Below are 22550 nucleotides of genomic sequence, written 5' to 3'. Positions count from 1 at the left end.
GGTCGTGGGAGGGCGCGGCGGGCGGTCAGGCCGCGGCGGGCGGCCGGTGCGGCAGCCCGTAGGGGGACGGGGCGTTGGCGGCGTCGGCGTCGAAGCCGGCGGCCCGCGCGTAGCCGCTCGTCACCTGGGCGAGCAGGGCTGCGGGAACGACGTCCTCGACCCGGCGGAAACCGCGCGGGGCGCGCTCCTGGACCAGGTCGATGACGAGCTCGGGCCCCTTGGCCCGGTTGAGGAGCTGGAGGTGGTTCATCCGGGGGCGGCGCTCCCGGTCGTACGCGGCGAGGGCGTCCACCGGGTCGGCGTGACGGGCCAGCGCGTGGGCGAGGCTGCGGCCGTCGACGACGGCCTGCGTGGTGGCGTTGGAGCCCATGGGGGCCATGGCGTGGGCGGCGTCGCCGAGCAGGGTGACCGGGCCGAAGGACCAGCGGGGCAGCGGGTCGCGGTCGAGGAGCGGGAAGGAGCCGACCTGTTCCGCCTCCCCGAGCAGTGCGTCCAGCCGCAGATCGCCGCAGGTCCAGCCGGTGACGGCGGCGGGGAAGCGGGCGGTGCACCCCGCCGCGGTGCGGGAGACCGCCCAGTTCACCGGGACGAGGCCGTCGGGGTCGGGCGCGGTGGAGAGCGGGTACACGACGGCCTTCCAGCGCCCGTCGCCGAGGACGGCCATGGCGCGCCCGCCGTGGAAGGGGGCGACGCGGGTGATGCCGCGCCAGACGGTGGTGCCGTCGGCGCGGGGTTCGCCCTCGCGCGGGTAGAGCGTCCGGCGGACGGCGGAGCGGATGCCGTCGGCGCCGATCAGCACGTCGGCGCCGATCCGGCGCGGCGCGCCGTCGGGGCCGGGGGCGAGCTCGACGGTGACGCCACCGGGGTGCGGGGTGAAACCGGTGACGCGGGCGCCGGTGGTGAGCGCGGCGGCGCCGAGCCGCTCGCGCACGGCCGTGACGAGGGCCTGCTGCAACTCGCCCCGGTGCACGGCGAGTTGCGGCCAGCGGCAGCCGTCGGCCCGGCCGCGGGGCTCGCGCCAGATGGTCTGGCCGAGGTGGTTGTAGTAGCCGAGCTCCGTCAGGTCGGCACCGATGCCGGAGAGGGTCTCGGCCAGTCCGAGGGCGGCCAGTTCGCGTACGGCGTTGGGCAGCAGGTTGACCCCGGCGCCCATCGGGCGGATCTCGGTCACGGTCTCCAGGACCTCGATGTCGCGCAGTCCCGCGGAATGGAGACTCAGCGCCGCGACCAGACCGCCGATGCCGGCGCCGGCAATCACGATGTTCATCGGAACGCGTTCCCCCAGTACTGCAACCCCGTTGACGGGCCGAAGTTCTCAGCCTCTCCCTCTCATCGTTCTTGGCCCGCTGACTACGATCAATTAAGCAAGAGCCGAATCGGTTTAAGGAGAGTCCGTGGGTGACGACGTGCTGACCGCGTTACTGCGCCCGCTGTGGCTGATCGACATCTTCCACAGCGTGTGGGAGGCGGGCGGGACCTGGGGGGTGAAGGGTCACGAGGACAGCTGCGCGATCGTGCACCACATGGTCCAGGGCGGCTGTGTGATCACCTTCGAGGACGGCTCCGACCCGGTGGAGCTGCACGAGGGGGACCTCGCGATCTTTCCGCACGGCACGGCCCACTCGTTCTCCGGCGAGCGCGGGGCGCGCACCACTCCTCTGTCGGCGCTCGTGCCGAACGTGAGCCCGGGCGAGTCCGGGCTGGTCAGGGTGGGGACGCCGCCGTACGGGACCCGGATGCTCTGCGCGAGTCTGCGCTACAGCCCGGTGACCGACCCGGGCCTCTACGGCGAGCTGCCCCGCATCATCGTGCTGCGTCGGCGCATGCTGGAGGGCGAGCCGCTGCTGATGTCCACGCTGGCCGCGCTGCCCTCCGAGATCGCCCGGACGGCCCCCGGATCGCGGCTGGTGGCCCTGCGGGCCTTCGAGACGGTCTTCGTGCTGTCCCTGCGGATCGCCCTGGAGCAGCTGACGGAGGAGTCGCCGGCCCTGCGGGCCCTGCGCCACCAGGGCATCAGCAAGGCGCTGATGGCGATCCACGGCTCGTACGCCGAGCCCTGGACGGTGGAGACGCTGGCGAGGAGGGCGGGCATGTCGCGCTCGGCCTTCTCCCACCAGTTCAAGGAAATGGTGGGAGACACGCCGATGCGGCACCTCACGGCGCGTCGGCTCCAGGAGGCGAAGCGACTGCTCGCGGACACCTCGGTGGCGCAGCAGGAAATCGCGGAGCGCGTGGGCTATCGCAGCCAGGTCGGTTTTCACTTGGCGTTCCGCAAGGAATTCGACATGACTCCGGGCGCATTTCGCTCCGAGCGGGAAGGCGGTTGATCCGAGGAAACTCCAAAGGAATTCATCGTTAATATCCGTGACCGGGAGGCCGTCGCGGAGCGCGAAGCGCAGCCCGGCCCGGCCCGGTCTGTGGCGGGCCGTGGCGGGCCGTGGCCCAGGCCCCCGGAGGCGACGGAGCCGAACCGGGGCTGCCCGAGAGGGTGCGTCGAGAAGGTGCGTTGCACCCGTCGGCCATATTGATCTTGAGCCCGAAATGCCGCGCACGTGCTAATCGCCTGCGATTTCCGTCAATCCGTTCTGGAGAGTCACGATGCATGGCGCGGAAGTCCGATCCGTCGATCCCGGCTCCGGATTTCGGTACGACCCTCGGTGGGGGCGGTGACTCGTTCGGCTCAGGGTCGCGTGGCGGTCGGGTGGGGTTGGCGGCTTACTGGGGGAGGTCGCCGGGTCGGCTCGCCGGCCGCGGTGGCCGTCGACCCCGGACGTCACGACGAAAGGTTCAGCCATGCATCCCGCGCTCAGCACCGATGTGCTCGCGAAGCTGCGGCAGCCCCGCCCGTATCCCGCCTTGTCGCTCGTCATGCCGACGCACCGTCGCGAGCCGGACAACGCTCAGGACCCCGTACGGCTGCGCAACCTCCTCGCCGGTGCGCAGAAGGCCCTCCAGGAGGATCCGGGCGTGACCCGGGAGCAGCGTACCGACGTGCTGGACCAGTTGGAGCGGGCCGTGGCCGAGATCGATCTCGCGCACGCGGAGGACGGACTGGTGGTCTACGCGGCGCCGGGTGAGCACCACGTGTGGTCCGTGGCCCGGACGGTTCCGGAGCGGGTGGTCGTCGCCGACACCTTCCTCACGCGCAACCTGGTCGCGGCCCAGGCCGCCGAGCAGCCGTACTGGGCGCTGGCGGTGGCCGCGGACCGGGTGTCGCTGTGGAGCGGCGGGCCGGAACGGGCCGTCGAGTACACGGGCGACGGCTTCCCGCTGGTGCGGAGCCTGGAGGACCCCGACGCGGAGCGCAAGGAACGCATCGGCGACCTGGCGAGCACGTTCCAGGACGAGGACACCCGTACCTTCTTCCGGGAGGCCCACCAGGCTCTGCGTACCGCCCTCGCCGCCGCGCCCCGGCCGCTCTACGTGATCGGTGACGCTCCCGCGCTGGCCCTCCTGGAGGAGACCGGCCCACTGGAGCAGGGCACGCTGACCGTCCAGCGCGGCGGGCTCGCGCATGGACCGGCCGAAGCGGTGCGCCAGGCCGTCGAACCCGTCCGGCGCGCCCGGGACGAGGCGCTGGCGACCACCCTGACCGCGGAGCTGGACGCGGCCCGGGGGCGGCACGAGTTCGCCGGCGGTCTCGACGAGGTGTGGCGGGCCGCGAAGGACGGCCGGATCCGGCTCCTGGTGGTCGAGGAGCACTACCGCGCCGTGGTGCGCGACCAGGGCGACCACCTGGAGCCCGCGGATCCCTCCGCTCCCGACTCGCGCGACGACATCGTGGACGAGATCATCGAACAGGCCCTGGAGACCGGTGCCGAGGTCCGGTTCGTACCGGACGACACGCTGACCGGCCAGGAGCGCATCGCCGGAGTGCTGCGGTACTGACTGCCACCTGCCACCTGCCACCTGCCACGCCTCGAGGAGAACCCGAATGTCCGAACTCATCGTCCTCGGCTACGAGGACCGCGCCGGCGCCGACAAGGCGTTCGAGGCGGTGCAGCGGCTCCGGGACGACCACATCGTCGAACTGAACGGACTCGCCGTCGTCTCGGTAGACGCGGACGGCACGACCCACGTGGACACGCCCGCCAAGCGAGAGGGGGAGGTCGCCCTCTCGGCCACCGCCGGAGCCTTGTGGGGCATGGTCTTCGGCATGCTGATCCTCACCCCCGCGATGGGCGTCGTGGGTGCCGCCGTCGGGGGGCTGGTCGGCAAGCTCAACCAGATGGGCGTCGACAGCAAGTTCCGTGGCAAGGTCCAGGAACTCCTGCGGCCCGGCTCCTCGGCCGTCGTGATCATGGCGTCCAAGGTCACCGAGGACAGGTTCGCCGCGGCGCTGGGCCCCTTGGGCGGAACCGTCCTCAAGACCTCCCTCCCGGAGGAGAGCGAGCGGGAGCTCGCGGAGCAGCTCGCGGGCCCCGAATCGGCCGGGTGAGCCGGGGGACCGAGAGGGGCGCCGGTTCGAGGCCCTGCTTCGAGGTGCCCCTCCGTCCTCGGCCGTCCGTCGCCGCCGCATGCATCCGGCAGGTGCCGTCCCTCGGAACTGCTGACACAGGAGTGTGAAAGCAGTACGCCGGCGACCCGCGCGCCCGGCGGCCGAGCAGGGAGGGCGCGATGACCGTCTCCGTCGTTCTGTACACCTCTGACCTCCGGGTCCACGACCACCCGCCCCTGAGGGCGGCGCACGAGGGTGCGTGGGAAGTGGTGCCGGTGTTCGTCCGCGACCCCGCCGTGGACCGGGCGGGGTTCGCGGTGCCCAACCGGCTGGCATTTCTCGCGGACTGCCTCGCGGACCTCGACCGGGGCCTGAAGGACCGAGGCGGACGTCTCGTGGTGCGCGAGGGCGACACGGTGACCGAGGTCCTGGACCTCGTGCGACAGACCGGAGCGGGCGAGGTCCACATGGCCGACGGCGTGACGCGTTTCGCGAGGGCGAGGGAGGCGCGGTTGCGCCGGGTGCTCGAGGCGGACGGATGCCGGTTGTACGTACACGACGGTGTTACCGACGTGGTCCCGGCCGGTGACCTCACCCCGCACGGTTCCGACCACTTCGCCGTGTTCACGCCCTACTACAAGCGCTGGGCCGACGTGCCCTGCCGGATGCCGCTGGCCGCCCCGGGGGCGGTGCGCGTCCCCTCGGACGTACGGTCGGAGCGGATGCCCCGGCGTTCCGCGCTCGCGGACGTGTCGCCGGGCCTCGCCGCGGGCGGGGAGCGCGAAGGACGCAAGCGGCTCGGTTCCTGGCTGTCGGAGCACGTCGACGCGTACGAGGAGCGCCACGACGACCTGGCGGGCGACGTCACGTCCCGCCTCTCGCCGTATCTGCACTTCGGTGCCGTCTCCGCTGTCGAGGCCGTCCACCGGGCGCGGAAGCGTGGTGGTGCCGGGGCGGAGGCGTTCGTGCGGCAGTTGTGCTGGCGCGACTTCCACCATCAGGTGCTGGCCGCCCGGCCGGAGGCGGCGGACGCGGACTACCGTCCGCGCCACGACCGCTGGAGGAGGGGTGCCGACATGGAAGCGGACCTCGCGGCCTGGCGCGAGGGGCGAACCGGCTACCCCGTGGTCGACGCCGCCATGCGGCAGCTCGCGCACGAGGGCTGGATGCACAACCGCGGCCGGCTGATCGCGGCCTCCTTCCTGACCAAGACGCTCTACATCGACTGGCGCGAGGGCGCGCACCACTTCCTCGGTCTGCTCGTGGACGGCGACGTGGCGAACAACCAGCTCAACTGGCAGTGGGTCGCCGGTACTGGCACGGACACCAGGCCGCAACGCGTCCTGAACCCGGTGCGGCAGGGCAAGCGGTACGACCCCGAGGGCAGTTACGTCCGGCACTGGGTCCCGGAGCTCGCCGGCCTCGACGGACCGGCCGTCCACGAGCCCTGGCGGCTCACCGCGCTCGACCGGGCAGCCTTCGACTACCCCGACCCGCTGGTCGAGCTCTCCGACGGGCTGGCACGGTTCCGCCGGGGCCGGGGCGTCGCCTGACAAATGTCGACGCACGAACGATGCGGGTGGCGGGGCAAGGCAGCAAGGCGGCAGAGCGGTACATACGCTGCGAAAACGATGCGATCTCAGAGAAGACGCCCCGATCAGAGCCTCCACCACCCGCGTCCGCATCCAAAAGCGTCGCCCCCGGCGAAGTATGGACAGAGGACACACACGTTCTGGGATCGGCGAAACGGATCGGCGCATGGCTACTTCCTCACCGTCCGCGGGCGTCCGCTGCCTGGTCACCGGCGCGAGCGGCTACATCGGCGGACGTCTCGTACCGGAGCTGCTCGACAGCGGTTACCGCGTGCGCTGCCTCGCACGGCATCCGGACAAGCTCCGCGACTTCCCGTGGGCCGGCCGGGCGGAGACCGTGCGCGGTGACGTGACCGACGCGGCGAGCCTCCGCCGGGCTTTCGTGGGAGTCGACGTCGCCTACTATCTGGTCCACTCGATGAGCTCGACGGCGGACTTCGAGAACGCCGACCGGCTCGCCGCCCGCACCTTCGCCGCCGAGGCCCGCTCGGCCGGCGTGCGGCGCATCGTCTACCTGGGCGGCCTCACCCCGCGCGGAGTGCCGGAGGAGCGTCTCTCGCCGCACCTGCGCTCCCGTACCGAGGTGGGCCGCATCTTCCTCGACTCGGGGGTCCCGACCACCGTCCTGCGGGCCGCCGTCGTCATCGGCTCGGGATCGGCCTCCTTCGAGATGCTCCGGTATCTGACCGAACGGCTGCCCGTCATGGTCACGCCGAGCTGGGTCGGCAGCCTGGTCCAGCCCATCGCAGTCCGCGACGTGCAGAAGTACCTGGTGGCGGGCGCCGGCATGCCTCCGTCCGTCAACCGGACCTTCGACATCGGCGGCCCCGACGTGCTCACCTACCGGGACATGATGACGCGGTACGCGGCGGTCGCCGGGCTCCGGCGGCGTCTCATCGTTCCCGTTCCCGTCCTGACCCCCCGGCTGTCCAGCAGCTGGATCGGCCTGGTCACACCGGTCCCGGCGTCCCTGGCCCGGCCCCTCACCGAATCGCTCCGGCACGAGGTGATCTGTACCGAGAACGACATCACGCGGTACGTTCCCGACGGCCCGGGGACACCGATCCCCTTCGAGAGATCTCTCCGGCTCGCCCTCCGCCGGGTACGGGACGCCCAGGTCACCACCCGCTGGTCCTCCGCCTCGCCGCCCGGGGCGCCGAGCGATCCGCTGCCGACCGACCCCGACTGGGCCGGCGGCAGCCTCTACACCGACGAGCGCACCCGTACCGTCGACGCGAGCCCGGAGTCGTTGTGGCGGGTCATCGAGGGCGTGGGAGGCGAGAACGGCTGGTACTCCTTCCCGCTCGCCTGGGCGGTCCGCGGGTGGGCCGACCGGCTCGTCGGGGGCGTGGGGCTGCGCCGGGGCCGCCGGGACGCGCAGCGCCTCCGCGTCGGCGACGCGCTCGACTTCTGGCGGGTGGAGGAGATCGACCGGGGACGCCTGCTCCGCCTCCGCGCGGAGATGCGTCTTCCGGGCCTCGCATGGCTGGAGATGGCCGTCGATCGCGACGAACAGGGCCGCGCCGCGTACCGGCAGCGGGCTCTCTTCCACCCGCGGGGCCTCGCGGGCCAGGCGTACTGGTGGAGCGTGGCGCCGTTCCACGCCGCCGTCTTCGGCGGCATGGCGAGGAACATCGCCCGGACGGCCGAGACGGAGAGCGCCCGACGCTCCTGATCGGGCTCGGCTCAGGCTGCCGCTCCCGGTACCGCCCACAGCGGTGAAGCGATCGCGCCCCGGAGGGTCTTGGCCCTGAGGGACTCCATGCCCAGGTGGAGAGTGGTGGCGCCGTGGGCGTAGGCGTGGTCCACGGGGAGGTAGTAGACGAGGTTGAAGTACTCGTGGGCGTTGCGGAGCCGGGTGTAGTCGTAGCCGGTGGAGCGGAGCCAGATGGTGTTCGCGTGCTGGTAGAAGAGGCTGAAGGCGACCATGTGGCCTTCGGTGTACGCGGCGAGGACGAGGCCGGTGTCCGCCATGCCGGCTGCCTGGTCGTGGAACAGGGCGGCCATGAAGGCGGGGTCGGTCGGGTGGCCGTGCCGCTCCTGGAGTCGGGCCGCCAGTGCGCCGACGGCGTCGGCGCATTCGGAGAGCCGTAGGGTGCGCAGTTCGTAACCTGCCTCGGCGAACGCGCGGCGTTCGCGGCGGATGGTGACGCGGCGCTTGGACGGCAGGGCGGCGAGGTAGTCGTCGAAGGTGCTGCCGGGCAGCGGGATGCGGGCGTCCTGGTTGAGCTGTGTCGGCCGGCTACCGCAGGCTGCCGCGAGTTCGGCGACCGCGTCGTCCGTGACGTACAGCCACCATGCGTGTGCCCGTTCCGCGGCGGCCAGGGAACTGGCCGCTTCCACCAGGGTGTTCAGGGCCTTGCGACGCCGGTCGGCCGTCAGGGCGGGGTGTACGAGGGGTGCGTTGACGTAGCCGCGGCGGGCGCCGGCGAGCACTGTTCGGGCCGGTGAGCGGTCGGGGAGCAGTTCGTGCACGCGGTACAGGTCGTTGGGCTCGGACTCGACCACGTACAGCGGCGCTGCCGCGATCAGTCGGTCCTCGTCGTGGACGAGGGCGTAGTGGACCCGGGCCGTGGGGTCGTGCTGCTGGGCCGCGAGCCAGCGGTGGGAGAGGTAGAAGCCCGCCTGCGCGGACAGTGCGTCCCACGCGTCGGCGTGGATGTGAGTGATGTCCGGTTCCAGGGTGAGGATCACGGCAGGGTTCCTTCGGGCGGTTCGCCGGTCAGCCGGTGGCCAGGGTCTCGGGGGTGTCCGTGGCCCGTACGTGCGCCGCGCGGTGGCGGTCGATGGGCTTGGGTCGGACGAACGTCCAGGCGACGCAGACTGCCGCGGCTCCGGCGGCGCAGCTCAGGACGAACGCGCTGTGGTGTCCGGAGCGCTCGGCCCACTGCCCCGCGGCCAGCGCGGCGATGCCCTGGCCGACGATCAGGCCGCTGCCGAGGAGGGCCATCGCCTCGCCCATTCGCTCCAGCGGGGAGACCTGTTCCGCGAGGCTGAACACCGCGATGAGGTGCGGGGCCACGGCGATCCCGATCCCCGCGACGGCGGCGGCGGCGCCGAGGAAGCTGTCGACGACGAGCAGGGGGAGCAGCAGCACCGCCTGCGCGGTGATGGCGATACGGAGCTGGAGCGTCGGGTCCAGGCTGCTCGGCCGCATCGTGACGAGCAGGCCGGCCACCGAACTGGTCACGGCCATCGCCCCCCAGACGAAGCCGGCCATGCCGGTGTCGCCGAGGTGCGCGGAGAGCGCGCTGGTGCCGGCATTGGCGCTGCCCCAGATCATGCCCTGCAGCAGGGCCATCGCGAAGAGTGTCATGAGCGCGGGATGGAGCAGCCGAACCCGTGAGGCCGCCCCGGCCGGGGTGCCACCCGGTGCCGTGGGATGGAGCGCGAAGAGGGTGCCGAAGACCGCGATGACGAGCCCCGCCAGAACGAGCCCGGCCGTGGGGTGGATCAGGACCACCGCCAGGCCCGCGAGCGCGGGGCCGGCCATGAAGCTGACCTCGTCGATCGCGGTGTCGAAGGAGAGGGCTCGGCGGGTCAATTCCCGTGTGCCGGTGGCGCCTTCCTTGGTCACCGCCTCCGTCAGAACCACCAGGCGGGTACGCGACAGCGGGCCGATCTGCGGCACCGTGAGGCCGACGACGGCCGCGAGCGCGGCCTGCACGGCGAGCGGCAGATCCGTGATCGCCGACGTGACGAAGGCGGCGATGGCGACGGCGTTCGCGAGGGAGGCCGCGAGGATGACCGGGCGGTGACCCCGGCGGTCCGCGGTGCGTCCGAGGAACGGTCCGCCCACGGCCTGACCCGTCCACAGCATCCCGGCGGCGATGCCGGCCGCCCCGATGCTGTTGAGCTCCGTCAGCATCAGCAGCGCGCCGATGGGACAGATCGCGGCGGGCAGGCGCGCCGCGAACGAGATCGCGGGGAGCGCGGAGCCCGTGACCTGCGTAACTGCTCTGAGCCCCATGACCATTGACACGTACGCGTTTCCAATCCTCGGGTGACATGCACGGAGAGCCGTCGTTACGACGTGGCGCTCTGTTCGGTGGGCGCGGCGGGAAGCACGGGCTCCTGCCCGGTCTCGTCCTCGGGGGCGGAGTCGCCCAGACTCAGCACCAGCGGTACCGCCAGCAGGTTCAGCGCCCCGAGGACCACCCACGGCCAGACCGGCCCGTGGCTCAGGAGCATCGTGAGCAGGGCCGGGGCGATGGTGTTGCCGACCGTCCAGGAGAGCTGGAAGACGCCGAGATAGCGGCCGCGGATGTGCTCCGGCGCCAGGGACGCGCTGAGCTCGCTGCTGGGCGGCATGCTGAGCATCTCGGCCAGGGTGAACAGCGCCATCGCCGGCAGCAGACCCGCCGCCACCACCCAGCCGGGCACCGCGAGCAGCAGCCCGAAGACGGCGAACGCGGCCGCGTTGGCCACGGCCGCCAGGGCCAGGACCCGGCGCGGGCGGCGGTGTTCGGTCACCCGGGTGACCAGCGTCTGGACCAGGGCGACCAGGACCATGTTGCCGACCAGGCACGCACCGGCCAGCCAGGCGGCGGCGTGCAGGACCTCGGTGATGTACACGGCGAGCAGCACCGGCAGCACGGCCGCGGCCAGGACGAACGCCAGGTTGGCCAGGACCAGCCGCAGATAGCGCCGGTCGCGCAGCACCGCGCCGTAGCCCCCGCCCGCGCCCTCGCCCGCCGTGGAGCGGTTGGCGCGGGGACCTTCCGCCGCTCCCGCGGGCGGCCGCCAGCCGGCGATCAGGCCCGCCGCGACCACGAAGGTCAGCGCGTTGACCAACACCAGGAGGCGCACGCCGCCGGTGTCCAGCGCGATCGCGAGGGACGCCGCCGCGGCTCCGAAGCCACCGCCGATGTTGCGCAGCGCGCCGATGAAGCCGAACCAGCGGGCCTGGTCACCGGGGCGGGAGGCGAGCAGGACGAGGCCGCGGCTCGACGTCCAGTACAGGGCGGAACCCGCCTGGACGACGAACTGGACCGCGACGATCTCCCCGACCGTGTCCGCGAACAGGAACGCGCAGAACCCGCAGGCCGAGACGAGGTTCGCGGCGACGACCACCTTGCGGGCGCCGAACCGGTCGATCAGCAGGCCGGCCACGACCGGAGCGGGCAGCGCGACGAGCTGGCCGAGCGAGAGTGCGGCACCGATGGAGCCGAGCGACAGGGACGTGGTGGTGGTGAAGTAGAGGACGGTGAAGGCCAGGACGAGCCCGTTGCCGAGGCTGTCCATGACGTTGGCGGTGACGAACCGGCCGTTCCCCGCCAGGTCGGGAAGTCCCCACTTCGCCAGTAACCCCCGCCCGTTCATCGGGACTCGGGGTGATCCGATGCGTCCTGCTCCGCCCTGCGCGGGAAGAAGTCCACCAGCATCATGTCCCGGACTCCCACCGGCGTGCCCTCCGCCACCTCCACGGCCGAGACGCCGTGGAAGACCCGCCGGTCGTCGATGACGACCGTCTCGAACGGCTCGGTGAGCAGCGTGCGGAACAGCGGGTTCTTTTCCCGGTCGTACACCTGGGAGACGCCGCCCTCGACGTTCTCGCGGCGCAGGAGCACCTGGGCGACGAAGTGGTGGCCGTCCTCGTGGATGCCCTCCGGGGCCGGCAGGCCCTCGGCTTCGCGGGAGGCGACGATGCGGATCTGGTGGATGCCGATGCCGCCGGTGGCGCTGTCGAAGCTGCCGGGGAGCCGGGCCAGCAGCGTCCGGACGAGGGCGGTGAGGAGCGGGGACTCGGCCACCTCCTGCTCGACGGGCTCGAACTCCCGGGCGACCCCGCCGTGCAGCGGGTTGACGGCTAAGGACTGCCGGAAGGCACCGTGCGGTGCCCGCACCAGGCCGCGGTCGGTCAGCTGGAACTCGCTGTACCGGCGCCGGCGGTACGAGGCCCCGCCCTTCATGAAGCGGTCGACCGGCAGCCCGTCCCAGGACTGGCGCAGCTGCTTGATCTCGGTCTCGCCGTACTCGCCGTACGCGGCGACGGACTCGAGCACGTCGGTGGCGGACAGGTGGACGTACGGCGCGGACGTGGACGGTGCGGACATGGAGGGCTCGGGCATGGACGGCTCTGGCATGTACGGCTCGGGCATGGAACGAAGAGGCCTTTCGTGCGGGGTGGAGCGTGGAACGTGGGGGGTGCGGCCTGCGGCGGTCAGCGGACGGCCTGCGACGCCGGGCCGGTGAGCAGCTCCTTGAGCTGCGACAGCATGTCTTCCGAGAGGACGTGGTGGGTGGCGTCCAGGGTCATGAGTTTCTGGAGGAACGCGTCCTCGGCCCCGAACTCGCACGTGACGATCGCCAGGCCGCCGTACTCCTCGCCGTCGACGACCAGCGAGGGCGTGATCTGGACGACGTCCAGGGCCTCTTCGGCCTCCCGGACGAAGGCGTCGGTCACGTCGTTGACCGGGAACTCCAGGGACCAGCGCTGCCGCGGCAGCACCGGATCGGCCGGGGCCCGCCACTCGCCGAGCAGGATCTCGGTCATGCCCAGGTACGTGTTCCGGCCGGACGCGGCCACGCCGAGGGCGGTGGCGCCGGAGACCCGGGGGTTGATCTCCAACACGTAGTACGTGCCGCGGCTGTAGATGATGTCCAGGTTGATGACACCGGTGATGCCCAGCGTGGTGCAGAGCTTCTTCAGCTTCTCCGCCACCGGAGCGAAGGCGGCATCGTCCGCGGCCCGGGGGGCGGACGACCGCAGCTCCCAGAAGGCGAAGGTGGGCCGGCCGCCGGTCGGTCCGGTGAAGCACAGCGGCTGCACCGCGTACTCGCCGTCGGCGCCGACGAGTTCGACCGTGCAGAGCTCACCGGTGATGCACTGCTCCATGACGAGGGTGCCCTCGTCGGGCGTGGCCAGGAAGACCTCCAGGTCCGTCCGGTCGCGGAGGAAGCGGATGCCGCTGCCCGAGCTGCCCCAGACCGCCTTGGTCAGCAGCGGATAGCCGAACTCCTCGGCCTTGAGCCGGATGATGTCCGCGTACGCCGGAACGGCGGCGGCGTTCTTCAGCAGCGTGCCGTCGATCAGCATGCCCTGCGGGACGTCCAGGCCGTGGTCGACCAGGATCTTCTTGGTCTCCCCCTTGTCGCCCAGGAGCCGGGCCGGCTCCACCCCGTTGGAGACCATGGGGATGCCGTGCTCGGCCAGTCTGGCCTTCACCACGGCGTCGCGCAGCGCGGCCTCGTCCGGGAAGGACAGTGAGACGACGCCGTCGGCGCCCCAGGCGAGGATGCGGTCGACGATCTGGTCGGGGGTCGCGTCCTCGGGCAGCGCCTCCCAGGTGCCGCCGGGGAAGTCCTCGGGTCCGCAGTCGCCGTCGGTGTAGAAGATGCGGGCCTCGCGGCCGGAGTCGGCCACGGCCCTGGCCAGCTCCGGGATGTAGGGGCCGGCACGCGAGATCGGGATGGAGCGTATGTAGGCGATGCGCTTGATGTCCGAGGCGGTCATGGGCAACTCCCGTTCGATCGTCCGCTTGTGCCGCCGGCGCCGCTAGATCGGCCTGTCGCGGGCGGCGGCACGAGGCGGCTCGGCGCGGCCGGCACGTCCGGTGGAAATGCGATCCGATCCGGATTCGCGTATTCCTCAACTCGGCCTGGATCTCGGTCTGTTCGGCCCGGCGACACTAACCGGGCAGAACTCCGGGGACGGGCCGCGGCACAGCCGATCTCACAGTGCGGACAGGTCTAGAGGAAGTGACGAATACCGCCCCGCTGTGACGCTTCATGCTCGTCGGTTCTGTCCCTGTCGCATTCCTCGCCGCCGCCTGTCTACTGGCAAAGCCTCCGCGATTGCGCTCCACCGGCACGGGCCGACAGGCCGGCTGTGCCTACCAGTCGGGCACGTGGGCCGAGCCGTCGCGAACGAGGCTTGTGGGATTCGGTACGCCGCCCGCGCATGACTTCACCCTTCCCCTTTTGCCGCACGGATCTGCGGGTCGGTCACGTCTCTTTCCCTGCCGTACGGATCTGCGGCGCCACTCCCCGTTGAAAGACAGTTCGAAGCTGTACCACCGGATGTAAGGATGAGGCACGTTGAGTGACATTCGCCATGAACTCGCCCGGCACATCGAACAGGGCGTCATTCCGCCCTTCAACTACGCGTACCCGTCCCGCTCCGCCTACCGCCCGCTGAACGGAGCCTGGAACATCCAGGACATCTGGGCGGAGGATCTGAAACGGCATCCCGTTCCCGAGCTCAACCTGTACCTGCACGTGCCTTTCTGTCGGTACAAGTGCGGGTTCTGCAACCTCTACACGGTCATCTCCGAGGACATGGACGTGTACGACGCGTACATGGACGCGCTGTGCACCCAGATCCGCGACCACGCCGAGATCATCCAGAGCCGGCGGCTGCGCACCATCTACATCGGCGGCGGCACCCCGAGCCTGCTGAGCCTGCGCCACTTCGACCAGCTCTTCGCGACGCTCGACGAGGTGTACCCCAACTGGCGCAGCACGGTGGAGGAGGTGGCCATCGAGGCCACCCCGGACTCCATCGTGAACGAGCCGGACACCCTGGGGGGCCTCATCGACCTGGGCCTCACCCGGGCCAACATCGGCATCCAGTCCTTAGTACCCGCGGAGATCCGCGAGGCCGGCCGCGGCCAGGCCAACGAGCGGGTCATCCGCCAGGCCGTCGAGATCATCCGCGAGAAGCAACTGCCCAACCTCAGCACCGACTTGATCATGGGCTTCGCCGGACAGACCCCGGAGAGCTGGCGGCACTCCGTCGACGAACTGGCGGCGCTCGCCCCCGAGACGATCAGCACCTACTTCCTGACGGTGCGGCCGGACGCCTGGTTCTCCCGGACCGGCGCGTACCAGTACATGATGAGCCCGGACCTGTACGAGCGGTACGACTACGCGAACGCCGCCTTCAAGGCGGCCGGATACGTCCAGGAGTCGAACGTCCGCTACAAGAAGCTCGGACGCGGCGGCTATCAGCAGAAGGTCCTGACCTTCCACGGCGTCCCGCTCCTCGGTCTCGGCGCCGGCGCCCGCAGCTACACGAGCTCGGTCGACTACATGGTCGGCAGCGTGAAGCCGAGCCTCACCGAGGTCGCCGACTACATCACCAAGGCGCGGAACCACGAGCTGATCCCGGTCACGGGATTCGTCCTCAACGACGAGGAAATCATCCGCAAGCGCCTGGTCCTCGACACCTTCGATCTGGACCTGGGCGAGCTCGACCGCTTCGGATTCCGGGAGAAGGCGCACCTCTTCGAGCCGGTTCTCGAAGCGGCGGAAGAGGTCGGTCTGATCCGGCGACTGCCCACCGACCGGATCCAGTTGACGCCGTCCGGATTCAAGTACCGCGACATTCTGTCGTGGATGTTCTTCTCCAAGAACGTGATCGACCTGGACCGTGAGTACTACGCCGGTCTGCACAAGAGCAACAAGCGGGCGCAGAAGCACATGGGTGCCGAGCCCCTGAGCATCTCGGGTCTGAAGACCGCGAACCGCTGATGCGTATCAACTGAATCCCCCCCCGCAATCCGCGGATCCCGGTGCGGTCGTCGAACGGACTCGGTGACCGCGCCGGCTGCCGTGACTCTTTGATTCCCCTTGCCCTTGCAGCGACTTCTCAGCGACTGGCTCAGGAAAGCGTGATGACGCAACTTCTCATTGCCGCGGGCGGCGGCGGCGACGCGATCGGTACGACCCTGGTGCACCACGCGCTGCACGGCGACGAGCCGGCGGTGGTGCTCAGCTATTCGTGGGAGCGCCTGGTCGTCGACCCGGTCCCCGGCCCGCGCGCGGAGCGGGACTTCACCGGGCTGCGCCCGCTCACAGCGAGGGTCTCGCAGATCACAGCCACCTCGTCCGCCGTCGCCCCGGCAGGCTCCACGCTGCCCCGACTGGCCCACGAACTGCCCATCACTCTCGGGCTGTTGAATCCATACAGGGGTGTCCCTCACTTGGCCGGCCAGATCGCGGAGGCGGCGGAGAAGTACGCCGTCGACGAGGTCAAGGTGGTGGACGTCGGCGGGGACGTCTTCGCCCGCGGCGACGAGCCCACACTGCTCAGCCCCCTGCCGGACGCTCTGGTGATCGCCGCGTGCGCCACCGCCGGCGTCCCGGCCCGGCTCTTTCTCGCGGGCCCCGGGCTGGACTGCGAGGTCCCCGAGCGGGACCTCCTGCCCGACGCGGGCACGGACTACGTCACCCTCACCGCATCCGACACCCGCAGCGTCGAGCACGTCTTCGACTGGCATCCGTCGGAGGCCAGCGCGCTCCTGGCCGCGGCCGCCCGCGGCCTGCGCGGCGGCTGCGTCGTGCGCGACACCGGCCGTCCGGTGGTCCTGAGCGACGCCGGCGCCCGCGTCTACCGCATCCCCATCGACCGGGTCCTGGCCCGCAACCGCCTCGCGCATGCGCTGTACGTGCGCGATGTCGACAGCCTCGACGCCGCCGAGCAGGTCAGCCGGGACGTCTGCGGCTTCTCCGAGCTGCAGCGCGAGCGCGAACGCGCCCTGCGGCCACAGGAGATGGGCTCCTCGGAAGGGTCGGTGGACGAGGCCCTGAACGACCTCGACCTCTGGGTGAAGGAACTCCAGGCCACCGACGCCGAGGCGCGGTACGCCACCTTCCGCTGCGTGGCCGAGGGCCTCGGCCTCACCGGAGCGGCGGCGCGGTCGCTGCGTACCCGCCTCGTCGAGGAGCGCCCCCGCCAGTACGCCGCGCCCCTCTTCGCCCTGTCCGCACCCGACTAGACGACCCCGCAGCCGCCGTCTTCTCCCACACCGCCACCTCTCGGAGGGCCGTACCGCCATGCCCACACTGCTCCTGCTCGAAGCCATGGGAAACACCGGGGAGTACGTCCTCGACGCCGCCCGGGACCTGGGCGTCGAGGTCATCGTCGTCACCCACGAGGACGTCTTCGAGGAGTGGTACTCGCCCACCCTCCAGGCGAAGATCAGGAACCACGCGAAGCTCGTGTTCACCGACTTCTCCGACAGCGAGGGCGCGCTGCGGCAGCTCGCGGAGCTGGCCCGGGCCGAGCACGTCGACGGCGTGGTCGCCTGCTGGGAGTTCCTCACCCCGCTGGTCGCACGACTCACCGCCGACCTCGGCCTTCCCGGCAACGACCCCTCGCGGGCACTCAGCTGCCGCAACAAGCGCATCATGGCGCGGGCCTTCACCGAGCACGGCATCCCGGCCCCGCTCACCCTCGCCGCGCGGACCGTCGAGGAGGCGTTCGCCCGGGTGGAGGCGGCGGGCCTGACCTATCCGATCGTCGTCAAGCCCTCCGAGCAGTCCGGCTCCTGGGGCGTGTCGGTGGTCCGTAGCGACGAGGAGCTGGCGACGGCCTTCGCGCTCGCCCAGTCCCACCTCTTCCAGATGCCGCACGGCATTCCGCTGGACGCCCATGTGGTCGTCCAGGAGTACGTCGGCGGCGTCGAGTTCAGCATCGAGACGGTGGTGGCCGACGGAGTGGCGACACCCCTCGTCCCGTACGACAAGTTCACCACCGACGGCGCCAAGCGCGCCGAGTTCGGGCACACCGTGCCGGCGGAGCTGGAGGACGCGTCGGTACGCATCCTGCAGGAGGCCGCGGTGGCGGCCGCGCGGGCCCTCGGCATCACCGACGGCGTCGCCCACACCGAACTCAAGCTGCTGCCGGACGGCACCACGCGGATCATCGAACTCGGCGCCCGGCTCCCCGGTGACCACGTGGTCGCCCTGATGCGGCAGGCCCGGGGGATCGACGAGGCCAAGGTGTACGTACAGATCGCGCTCGGCCTCGCGCCGGACCTCACCCCCACCGCCGACACGGCCGCGGGCATCCGGTTCCTGGTGCCGCCGCGCGGCGGCGTCCTCCGCTCGGTCAGCGGGATCGGCGAGTCCGCCGCGGTCGCACGGAGCAGTCTCACGGTCCGGCCCGGCGGCCAGGTGCGCGCACCCGGGGACAACGACGCCCGGGTCGGCTACGTGATCGTGCACGCCGACACCGCCGCCGAGGTGAACAGGGCCGCGGCGGAGGCGATCGCGAACGTCACCATCGAGGTGGACTGATGAACACGTACACGCACACCCACGCGCACACCGACGCCGCCGCCTCCGGAGCCGCTGCCCGGCTGACCCGGGAGTATCTGAAGGGCCTGCCGGCCGGCTGCGCCCCGGAACGCTCCTGCCAGACGTCGGCCCTGGCCGGCGACATCTACGGCAGCGCCTTCCTGACCCGGCCCGTCTTCTTCGGCCGCGGCGAGAGCCGCGAGCTGGGCGCCCGGCTCAGCGGGCTGTACGACCTGCTGCTCACCCTGCCCCAGCGCCTCCACGACGGTGATCTGCGTGCCTTCACCGCCGCCCTCGGCTGGTCGCCGGAGCAGATCGCCGCGACGCTGCGGCCCGACGGCAGGCCCCGTGAGCTGCCCCGGTCCGCCCGCGCCGACCTGTACCGGGAGGAGGACGGTTTCCGGCTGCTCGAACTGAACGGCGGGAGCCCACTGGGTGGTTGGGACATCGCCCTGCTCAACGAGGCTTTGCTCCGCGAGCCGTACACGGCCTCCTTCGCGCAGGAGCACCGGCTCGACTTCACCGACGGCATCGACGTGCTGCGGAACCTCTGGCACGAGTCCTTTCCCGGTCCGGACCCGTCAACGAACCCGGTCGTCGCTCTGCTCGAATGGCCCGAAAGCTACCCGGTGATGGAGCGGCATCTGCGCCGGATGGCCGGCCTGCTCGCCGCGCACGGCGTCGAGGCCGTGCCCTGCCACCTCGGTCAGGTGGAGTACCGCGCGGACGGGATCCACGTCGCCGGGCGCCGGATCGACGTGGTGCACCGCTGGTTCGTCATCAACGACGTCGTCACCGCCGGGGACGCGGCCCTGCTCGCGCCGCTCTCCGAGGCCGCCGACCGAGGGCTGGTCCACCTGTTCACCCCGCTGGAGAACGAGGTGTACGGCACCAAGGCCGCCCTGGCCCTGCTCAGCGACCAGCGCAACCGGTCCCTGTTCGACCGGGCCGAGCTGGAGGTGATCGACGTGCTGCTGCCGTGGACCCGGCTGGTCCGGGACGAGAAGGTCGAGGTCGCCGGGGAACGCGTGGACCTGCTCCGCCACGCGCTGGCCCACCGGGAGGACCTGGTGCTCAAGGCGAGCAGCTCGCACAGCGGCCTGGACGTGCTGGCGGGCTGGGAGACGTCCGCGGACGAATGGGCCGGCCGCATCAGCGCCGCGGTGGACGGCCCGTACATCCTCCAGCGGCGGGTCCGCCCCGTGGCGGAGGACTTCCCCGCCCCGGGCGGCGGCCCCGTCGAACCCGCCGTCCTCACCTGGGGCGTGTTCCTGGCCGGCCGGGGCTACGGCGGGGCGTACCTCCGCGGCACGACCGACCTCGACAGCGGAGTCATCAGCTCAGGCCGGGGAGGACGCCTCGGCACCCTCTTCCTCTGCGACGACGGAGAGGAGACTCCGTAGCGGAGAGGCCGACGGCCCTAGCGGGACGACCGTCAGTCGACCGTGAGCCCGACCGTCAGCCCACGTGGACGCGCGGGCGGCGGTCCCGGTCGGGCTCGGCCTCGCGCAGGATCTCGCGGGTGACCGGGGCGACCTCGCCCTGGCCGAAGAGGAAGAAGCGCACGAAGTTGGCGAACGGATTGCCCTCGGTCCACTCGAAGTAGACGTGCGGACGGGTGCCCGTGCTGTCGCGGGCGTGCAGGAGCAGCGCGGCGAGCGCGTTGGGCACGGACGAGCTCTCCACCGTGAGGACGCGGTAGCGGTCGTGCATGATCTCGCCGCGGACGGTCAGGCCGGCCTCGAACTCGGACGGGTCGGTGACCGTGACCTCGATGAAGACGAAGTCCTCCTGCGTGGGGATGTCGTTGTCGTGGCGGATCTGCTCGATCTTGTCGCGGTACTCGGCGATGTCGCGGCTGTCCGGCTCGTTGGCGATGAAGCGCGGCGTGCGGTTCGCGACGTCGCGAATGAATCGTTCCGCCATGTCGTCGAGTTCGACGTGCGTGACGCGCAGCTCGAAGGCGCGGCCGAGCCGCGAGAGCAGGGAGATCAGGATGATGCCGGCGATGAAGCAGGCGCCGATCTTCACGCCGTCCGGCCGCTCGATGACGTTCACGACCGTCGTGTAGAGGAACACCGCGGAGATGATGCCGAAGCCGATGGTCCAGCCGCGCTGACCGGCCTTGCGGGCCGCGATGGTCACTGCGATGGCGGCCGAGCAGATCAGCACCAGGACGCCGGTGGCGTACGCGCCGCCCTGGGCGTCGACGTCGGCCTGGAAGATCCAGGTCACCAGGAAGGCGACCAGGGTGAAGACGATGACCATCGGGCGGACGGCGCGGGCCCAGTGCGGCGCCATGCCGTACTTGGGCAGGTAACGCGGCATCAGATTCAGCAGCCCGGCCATGGCGGAGGCGCCGGCGAACCACAGGATCGCGATCGTCGAGACGTCGTAGATCGTGCCGAAGGTGTTGCCCAGGTACTCGTGCGCCAGATAGGCCAGAGCCCGGCCGTTGGCCTTGCCACCGGACTCGAACTCCTCCTGCGGGATCAGCACGGTGGTGATGAAGCTGGTGGTGATCAGGAAGACGCTCATGATCAGCGCGGCGGTGGTGAGCAGCTTCTTCGTACCGCGGATCCGACCGGCGGGGGCGGCCTCGGTGTCGGCGGCGTCACCCTTCACGTGCGGCATGACGGCCACACCGGTCTCGAAGCCGGACAGGCCGAGCGCGAGCTTGGGGAAGACGAGCAGGGCGACGCCGATCATGGCGAAGGCGTTGCCGTGCTCGGCCGTCAGGGCCGCGGACCAGTCGGTGACCACATGGCCCTCGGTCACGACGTGCCAGAGACCGCTGACCACGACGACCACGTTGAGCACGAGGTAGACCCCGACCAGCGCGACGGCGACACCGATGGCCTCCAGGAAGCCCTTGAGGAACACCGCGCCGAGCAGCGCGATCAGCACCATCGTGATCAGGATCTGCTTGTCGTGCAGCGCCTCTTCGAGATGCGGGTTCTCCACCAGGTGGGTGGAGGCGTCCGCCGCCGAGAGGGTGATCGTGATCAGGAAGTCGGTCGCGGCGAAGCCGAGCAGCGTCAGGACGAACAGCTTGCCCTTCCACTTGGAGAGCAGCCGCGACAGCATCGCGATCGAGCCCTCGCCGTGCGGGCTCTCCTCGGCCACCCGCCGGTACACGGGCAGTGCGCCCGCGAGGGTGACGATGACCAGCACGACGGTCGCGACGGGGGAGAGCAGCCCGGCCGCGAGGGCGGCGATACCCGGCTGGTAGCCGAGGGTGGAGAAGTAGTCGACACCCGTCAGGCACATCACCCGCCACCAGGGCTGCCCCTGGTGCCCGGTCGCCGGTTCGGCCTTCGGAACCGACGGCCGACCCTTGCCCATGTCGGACAGGCCCTCCAGCATCCACGCGCGCAATCGGTTCGCACGCGTCGGGGTCGTGGTGGACATGGGAATGCTCCTGCGGGCTGTCGAGGGGAGGTTTTCGGCCGTCGCCCGTACGGCCGAGCCAGCGTAAGCAGCACGCATCGCGCGAGCCCCGCCGCTCGCGTCAGGGAAGCGTCAAGATCCGTCCTCCGGGCGTCGGCTGCGTCACACCCGGCGCAGCCTTGAGGCGTACGACACAAGGAGGCGGACGATGCGGACATCGCTCCGGGACACGGTCGCCCTGGTGGCCGGGCTCCTCGCTCCGTTCCTGACGGCACTCGCGCTCGTACCGCTGCGGACGAGCGTCACCCACACCAACCTGGCGCTCCTGATGGTCGTCGTGGTCGTCGCCGTCTCGGCGCTCGGCAACCGGTACGCCGGGGCCCTCGCGGCCCTGTCCGGCGCCGCATGGTTCGACTTCCTGCTCACCGAGCCGTACCAGAGCTTCCACATCCGGGACCGCGCCGACATCGAGACCGCGGTGCTGCTCCTGCTCGTCGGCCTGATCGTGTCGCAGCTCGCCGCCCGGGCCCGGACGCTGCGCACGGTGGCGGTCACGGACGCCTCGTACCTGGAGCGGCTGCACGGCACCACGCGGCTGTCCCGGTCCACCGCCTCGCCCGACGAGGTGGTCGCGCGGGTCCGCGCCGAACTCGTCGACGTACTGGACCTGAGGTCCTGCCGGTTCGAGTACGGGACCCTGGTCGGCCGCCCGCCGAGGCTGGAATCCGACGGCTCGCTGGAGGTGCCGGGCTGGATCTGGGACGGGGAGCGGCAGGGCTGGCCGGAGGGCGAGACCGAACTCCGCGCCACGGCTCGGGGCCGGTATCGGGGCCGGTTCATGCTCACCCCGGCCGCCGGCGCACCGCTGCCCTCGCTCGAAGCCCGTCTGGTGGCGGTGGACCTGGCGAGTCAGGCCGCGGCGGCCCTCGCGGAGCGAGCCGCGGACCCGGAACGGGTCTGAACCCGGGGGGCTCGTGAGTGGAGCCCGTCCGTCGAGGCCGGCTTCTGGGGTCGGCGTACGAGAGGCGTCAAGACGGGCGCGGTCGACGTCAAGAGGCCGTCAACGGCGGCGGCGGGGTGGCTGAGCAGGGGTTTCCTCGTAGAGG

17 protein-coding genes are annotated in these 22550 nt (G+C 71.2%); 10 read left to right on the top strand and 7 right to left on the bottom strand.

The features are described 5' to 3' along the window. Positions 1 to 25 precede the first annotated feature (25 nt). Entirely contained in the window at positions 26 to 1267 is a 1242-nt protein-coding gene (locus R2D22_RS09300) for an FAD-dependent monooxygenase (protein ID WP_318102596.1), read from the bottom strand. Positions 1268 to 1394: 127 nt separating this feature from the next. Between R2D22_RS09300 and R2D22_RS09295 the strand changes: the two genes are divergently transcribed. The 5 genes from R2D22_RS09295 (at position 1395) to R2D22_RS09275 (ending at position 7705) form a co-directional block, all read left to right on the top strand. Continuing rightward, positions 1395 to 2327 (top strand): AraC family transcriptional regulator, encoded by a 933-nt coding sequence (locus R2D22_RS09295; protein ID WP_318102595.1) that lies wholly within the window; start codon positions 1395 to 1397, stop codon positions 2325 to 2327. Positions 2328 to 2793: 466 nt separating this feature from the next. Continuing rightward, the gene (locus R2D22_RS09290) at positions 2794 to 3888 is read left to right on the top strand and encodes a baeRF3 domain-containing protein (RefSeq protein ID WP_318102594.1); all 1095 of its coding nucleotides are present in this window, start codon (positions 2794 to 2796) and stop codon (positions 3886 to 3888) included. A 46-nt stretch (positions 3889 to 3934) separates the two neighbouring features. Further along, positions 3935 to 4438, top strand: a complete 504-nt coding sequence (locus R2D22_RS09285) for a DUF1269 domain-containing protein (RefSeq protein ID WP_318102591.1) — start codon at positions 3935 to 3937, stop codon at positions 4436 to 4438. Between the two features lie 179 nt (positions 4439 to 4617). After that, on the top strand, positions 4618 to 5991 hold the full coding sequence (locus R2D22_RS09280; RefSeq protein ID WP_318102590.1) for a cryptochrome/photolyase family protein: 1374 nt from the start codon (positions 4618 to 4620) through the stop codon (positions 5989 to 5991). A 205-nt stretch (positions 5992 to 6196) separates the two neighbouring features. After that, entirely contained in the window at positions 6197 to 7705 is a 1509-nt protein-coding gene (locus R2D22_RS09275) for an SDR family oxidoreductase (RefSeq protein ID WP_318102589.1), read from the top strand. A gap of 11 nt (positions 7706 to 7716) precedes the next feature. On the opposite strand, the gene R2D22_RS09270 is transcribed toward R2D22_RS09275, so the two are convergent. From R2D22_RS09270 to R2D22_RS09250, 5 genes are all read right to left on the bottom strand, one after another. Further along, entirely contained in the window at positions 7717 to 8724 is a 1008-nt protein-coding gene (locus tag R2D22_RS09270) for a GNAT family N-acetyltransferase (protein WP_318102587.1), read from the bottom strand. Between the two features lie 28 nt (positions 8725 to 8752). Then, positions 8753 to 10006: an MFS transporter gene (locus R2D22_RS09265; RefSeq protein WP_318109667.1), complete on the bottom strand. Its 1254-nt coding sequence runs from the start codon at positions 10004 to 10006 to the stop codon at positions 8753 to 8755. 50 nt (positions 10007 to 10056) lie between these two features. Then, positions 10057 to 11352, bottom strand: coding sequence for an MFS transporter (locus R2D22_RS09260; protein ID WP_318102585.1), 1296 nt, complete (start codon positions 11350 to 11352; stop codon positions 10057 to 10059). Next, on the bottom strand, positions 11349 to 12116 hold the full coding sequence (locus R2D22_RS09255) for a 2OG-Fe dioxygenase family protein (protein ID WP_318102584.1): 768 nt from the start codon (positions 12114 to 12116) through the stop codon (positions 11349 to 11351). Before R2D22_RS09255 ends, R2D22_RS09260 begins: the two co-directional genes overlap by 4 nt. Before the next feature lie 77 nt (positions 12117 to 12193). After that, positions 12194 to 13486 (bottom strand): ATP-grasp domain-containing protein, encoded by a 1293-nt coding sequence (locus R2D22_RS09250; RefSeq protein ID WP_318102582.1) that lies wholly within the window; start codon positions 13484 to 13486, stop codon positions 12194 to 12196. Between the two features lie 584 nt (positions 13487 to 14070). On the opposite strand from R2D22_RS09250, the gene R2D22_RS09245 reads away from it, so the two are divergent. The 4 genes from R2D22_RS09245 (at position 14071) to R2D22_RS09230 (ending at position 19457) form a co-directional block, all read left to right on the top strand. Continuing rightward, positions 14071 to 15504: a coproporphyrinogen-III oxidase family protein gene (locus R2D22_RS09245; RefSeq protein WP_318102580.1), complete on the top strand. Its 1434-nt coding sequence runs from the start codon at positions 14071 to 14073 to the stop codon at positions 15502 to 15504. Positions 15505 to 15647: 143 nt separating this feature from the next. Then, on the top strand, positions 15648 to 16751 hold the full coding sequence (locus R2D22_RS09240; RefSeq protein WP_318102578.1) for a DUF1152 domain-containing protein: 1104 nt from the start codon (positions 15648 to 15650) through the stop codon (positions 16749 to 16751). Positions 16752 to 16809: 58 nt separating this feature from the next. Next, the gene (locus R2D22_RS09235) at positions 16810 to 18054 is read left to right on the top strand and encodes an ATP-grasp domain-containing protein (RefSeq protein WP_318102576.1); all 1245 of its coding nucleotides are present in this window, start codon (positions 16810 to 16812) and stop codon (positions 18052 to 18054) included. Next, positions 18054 to 19457 (top strand): hypothetical protein, encoded by a 1404-nt coding sequence (locus R2D22_RS09230; protein ID WP_318102574.1) that lies wholly within the window; start codon positions 18054 to 18056, stop codon positions 19455 to 19457. Before R2D22_RS09235 ends, R2D22_RS09230 begins: the two co-directional genes overlap by 1 nt. A 55-nt stretch (positions 19458 to 19512) precedes the next feature. On the opposite strand, the gene R2D22_RS09225 is transcribed toward R2D22_RS09230, so the two are convergent. After that, entirely contained in the window at positions 19513 to 21465 is a 1953-nt protein-coding gene (locus R2D22_RS09225; RefSeq protein ID WP_318102572.1) for an APC family permease, read from the bottom strand. Positions 21466 to 21652: 187 nt separating this feature from the next. Here R2D22_RS09225 and R2D22_RS09220 point away from each other — a divergent pair, with 187 nt between their 5' ends. Beyond that, positions 21653 to 22405, top strand: a complete 753-nt coding sequence (locus R2D22_RS09220) for a DUF4118 domain-containing protein (protein WP_318102571.1) — start codon at positions 21653 to 21655, stop codon at positions 22403 to 22405. Positions 22406 to 22550: the final 145 nt, after the last annotated feature.

The organism is Streptomyces sp. HUAS YS2, assembly GCF_033343995.1.
Classification (GTDB): Bacteria; Actinomycetota; Actinomycetes; order Streptomycetales; family Streptomycetaceae; genus Streptomyces; species Streptomyces solicathayae.
The sequence above is the reverse complement of the archived record's forward strand: the minus strand, read 5'-3'. Positions and strand labels throughout refer to the sequence as shown.

Excerpts from the sequence above, each read along its gene's own strand:
- R2D22_RS09300 (WP_318102596.1), bottom strand. The coding sequence starts at position 1,267 with ATGAACATCGTGATTGCCGGCGCCGGCATCGGCGGTCTGGTCGCGGCG.
- R2D22_RS09225 (WP_318102572.1), bottom strand. The coding sequence starts at position 21,465 with ATGTCCACCACGACCCCGACGCGTGCGAACCGATTGCGCGCGTGGATG.
- R2D22_RS09280 (WP_318102590.1), top strand. The coding sequence starts at position 4,618 with ATGACCGTCTCCGTCGTTCTGTACACCTCTGACCTCCGGGTCCACGAC.
- R2D22_RS09220 (WP_318102571.1), top strand. The coding sequence starts at position 21,653 with ATGCGGACATCGCTCCGGGACACGGTCGCCCTGGTGGCCGGGCTCCTC.
- R2D22_RS09250 (WP_318102582.1), bottom strand. The coding sequence starts at position 13,486 with ATGACCGCCTCGGACATCAAGCGCATCGCCTACATACGCTCCATCCCG.
- R2D22_RS09230 (WP_318102574.1), top strand. The coding sequence starts at position 18,054 with ATGAACACGTACACGCACACCCACGCGCACACCGACGCCGCCGCCTCC.
- R2D22_RS09275 (WP_318102589.1), top strand. The coding sequence starts at position 6,197 with ATGGCTACTTCCTCACCGTCCGCGGGCGTCCGCTGCCTGGTCACCGGC.
- R2D22_RS09255 (WP_318102584.1), bottom strand. The coding sequence starts at position 12,116 with ATGCCAGAGCCGTCCATGCCCGAGCCCTCCATGTCCGCACCGTCCACG.
- R2D22_RS09235 (WP_318102576.1), top strand. The coding sequence starts at position 16,810 with ATGCCCACACTGCTCCTGCTCGAAGCCATGGGAAACACCGGGGAGTAC.
- R2D22_RS09265 (WP_318109667.1), bottom strand. The coding sequence starts at position 10,006 with ATGGTCATGGGGCTCAGAGCAGTTACGCAGGTCACGGGCTCCGCGCTC.
- R2D22_RS09285 (WP_318102591.1), top strand. The coding sequence starts at position 3,935 with ATGTCCGAACTCATCGTCCTCGGCTACGAGGACCGCGCCGGCGCCGAC.
- R2D22_RS09290 (WP_318102594.1), top strand. The coding sequence starts at position 2,794 with ATGCATCCCGCGCTCAGCACCGATGTGCTCGCGAAGCTGCGGCAGCCC.
- R2D22_RS09260 (WP_318102585.1), bottom strand. The coding sequence starts at position 11,352 with ATGAACGGGCGGGGGTTACTGGCGAAGTGGGGACTTCCCGACCTGGCG.
- R2D22_RS09240 (WP_318102578.1), top strand. The coding sequence starts at position 15,648 with ATGACGCAACTTCTCATTGCCGCGGGCGGCGGCGGCGACGCGATCGGT.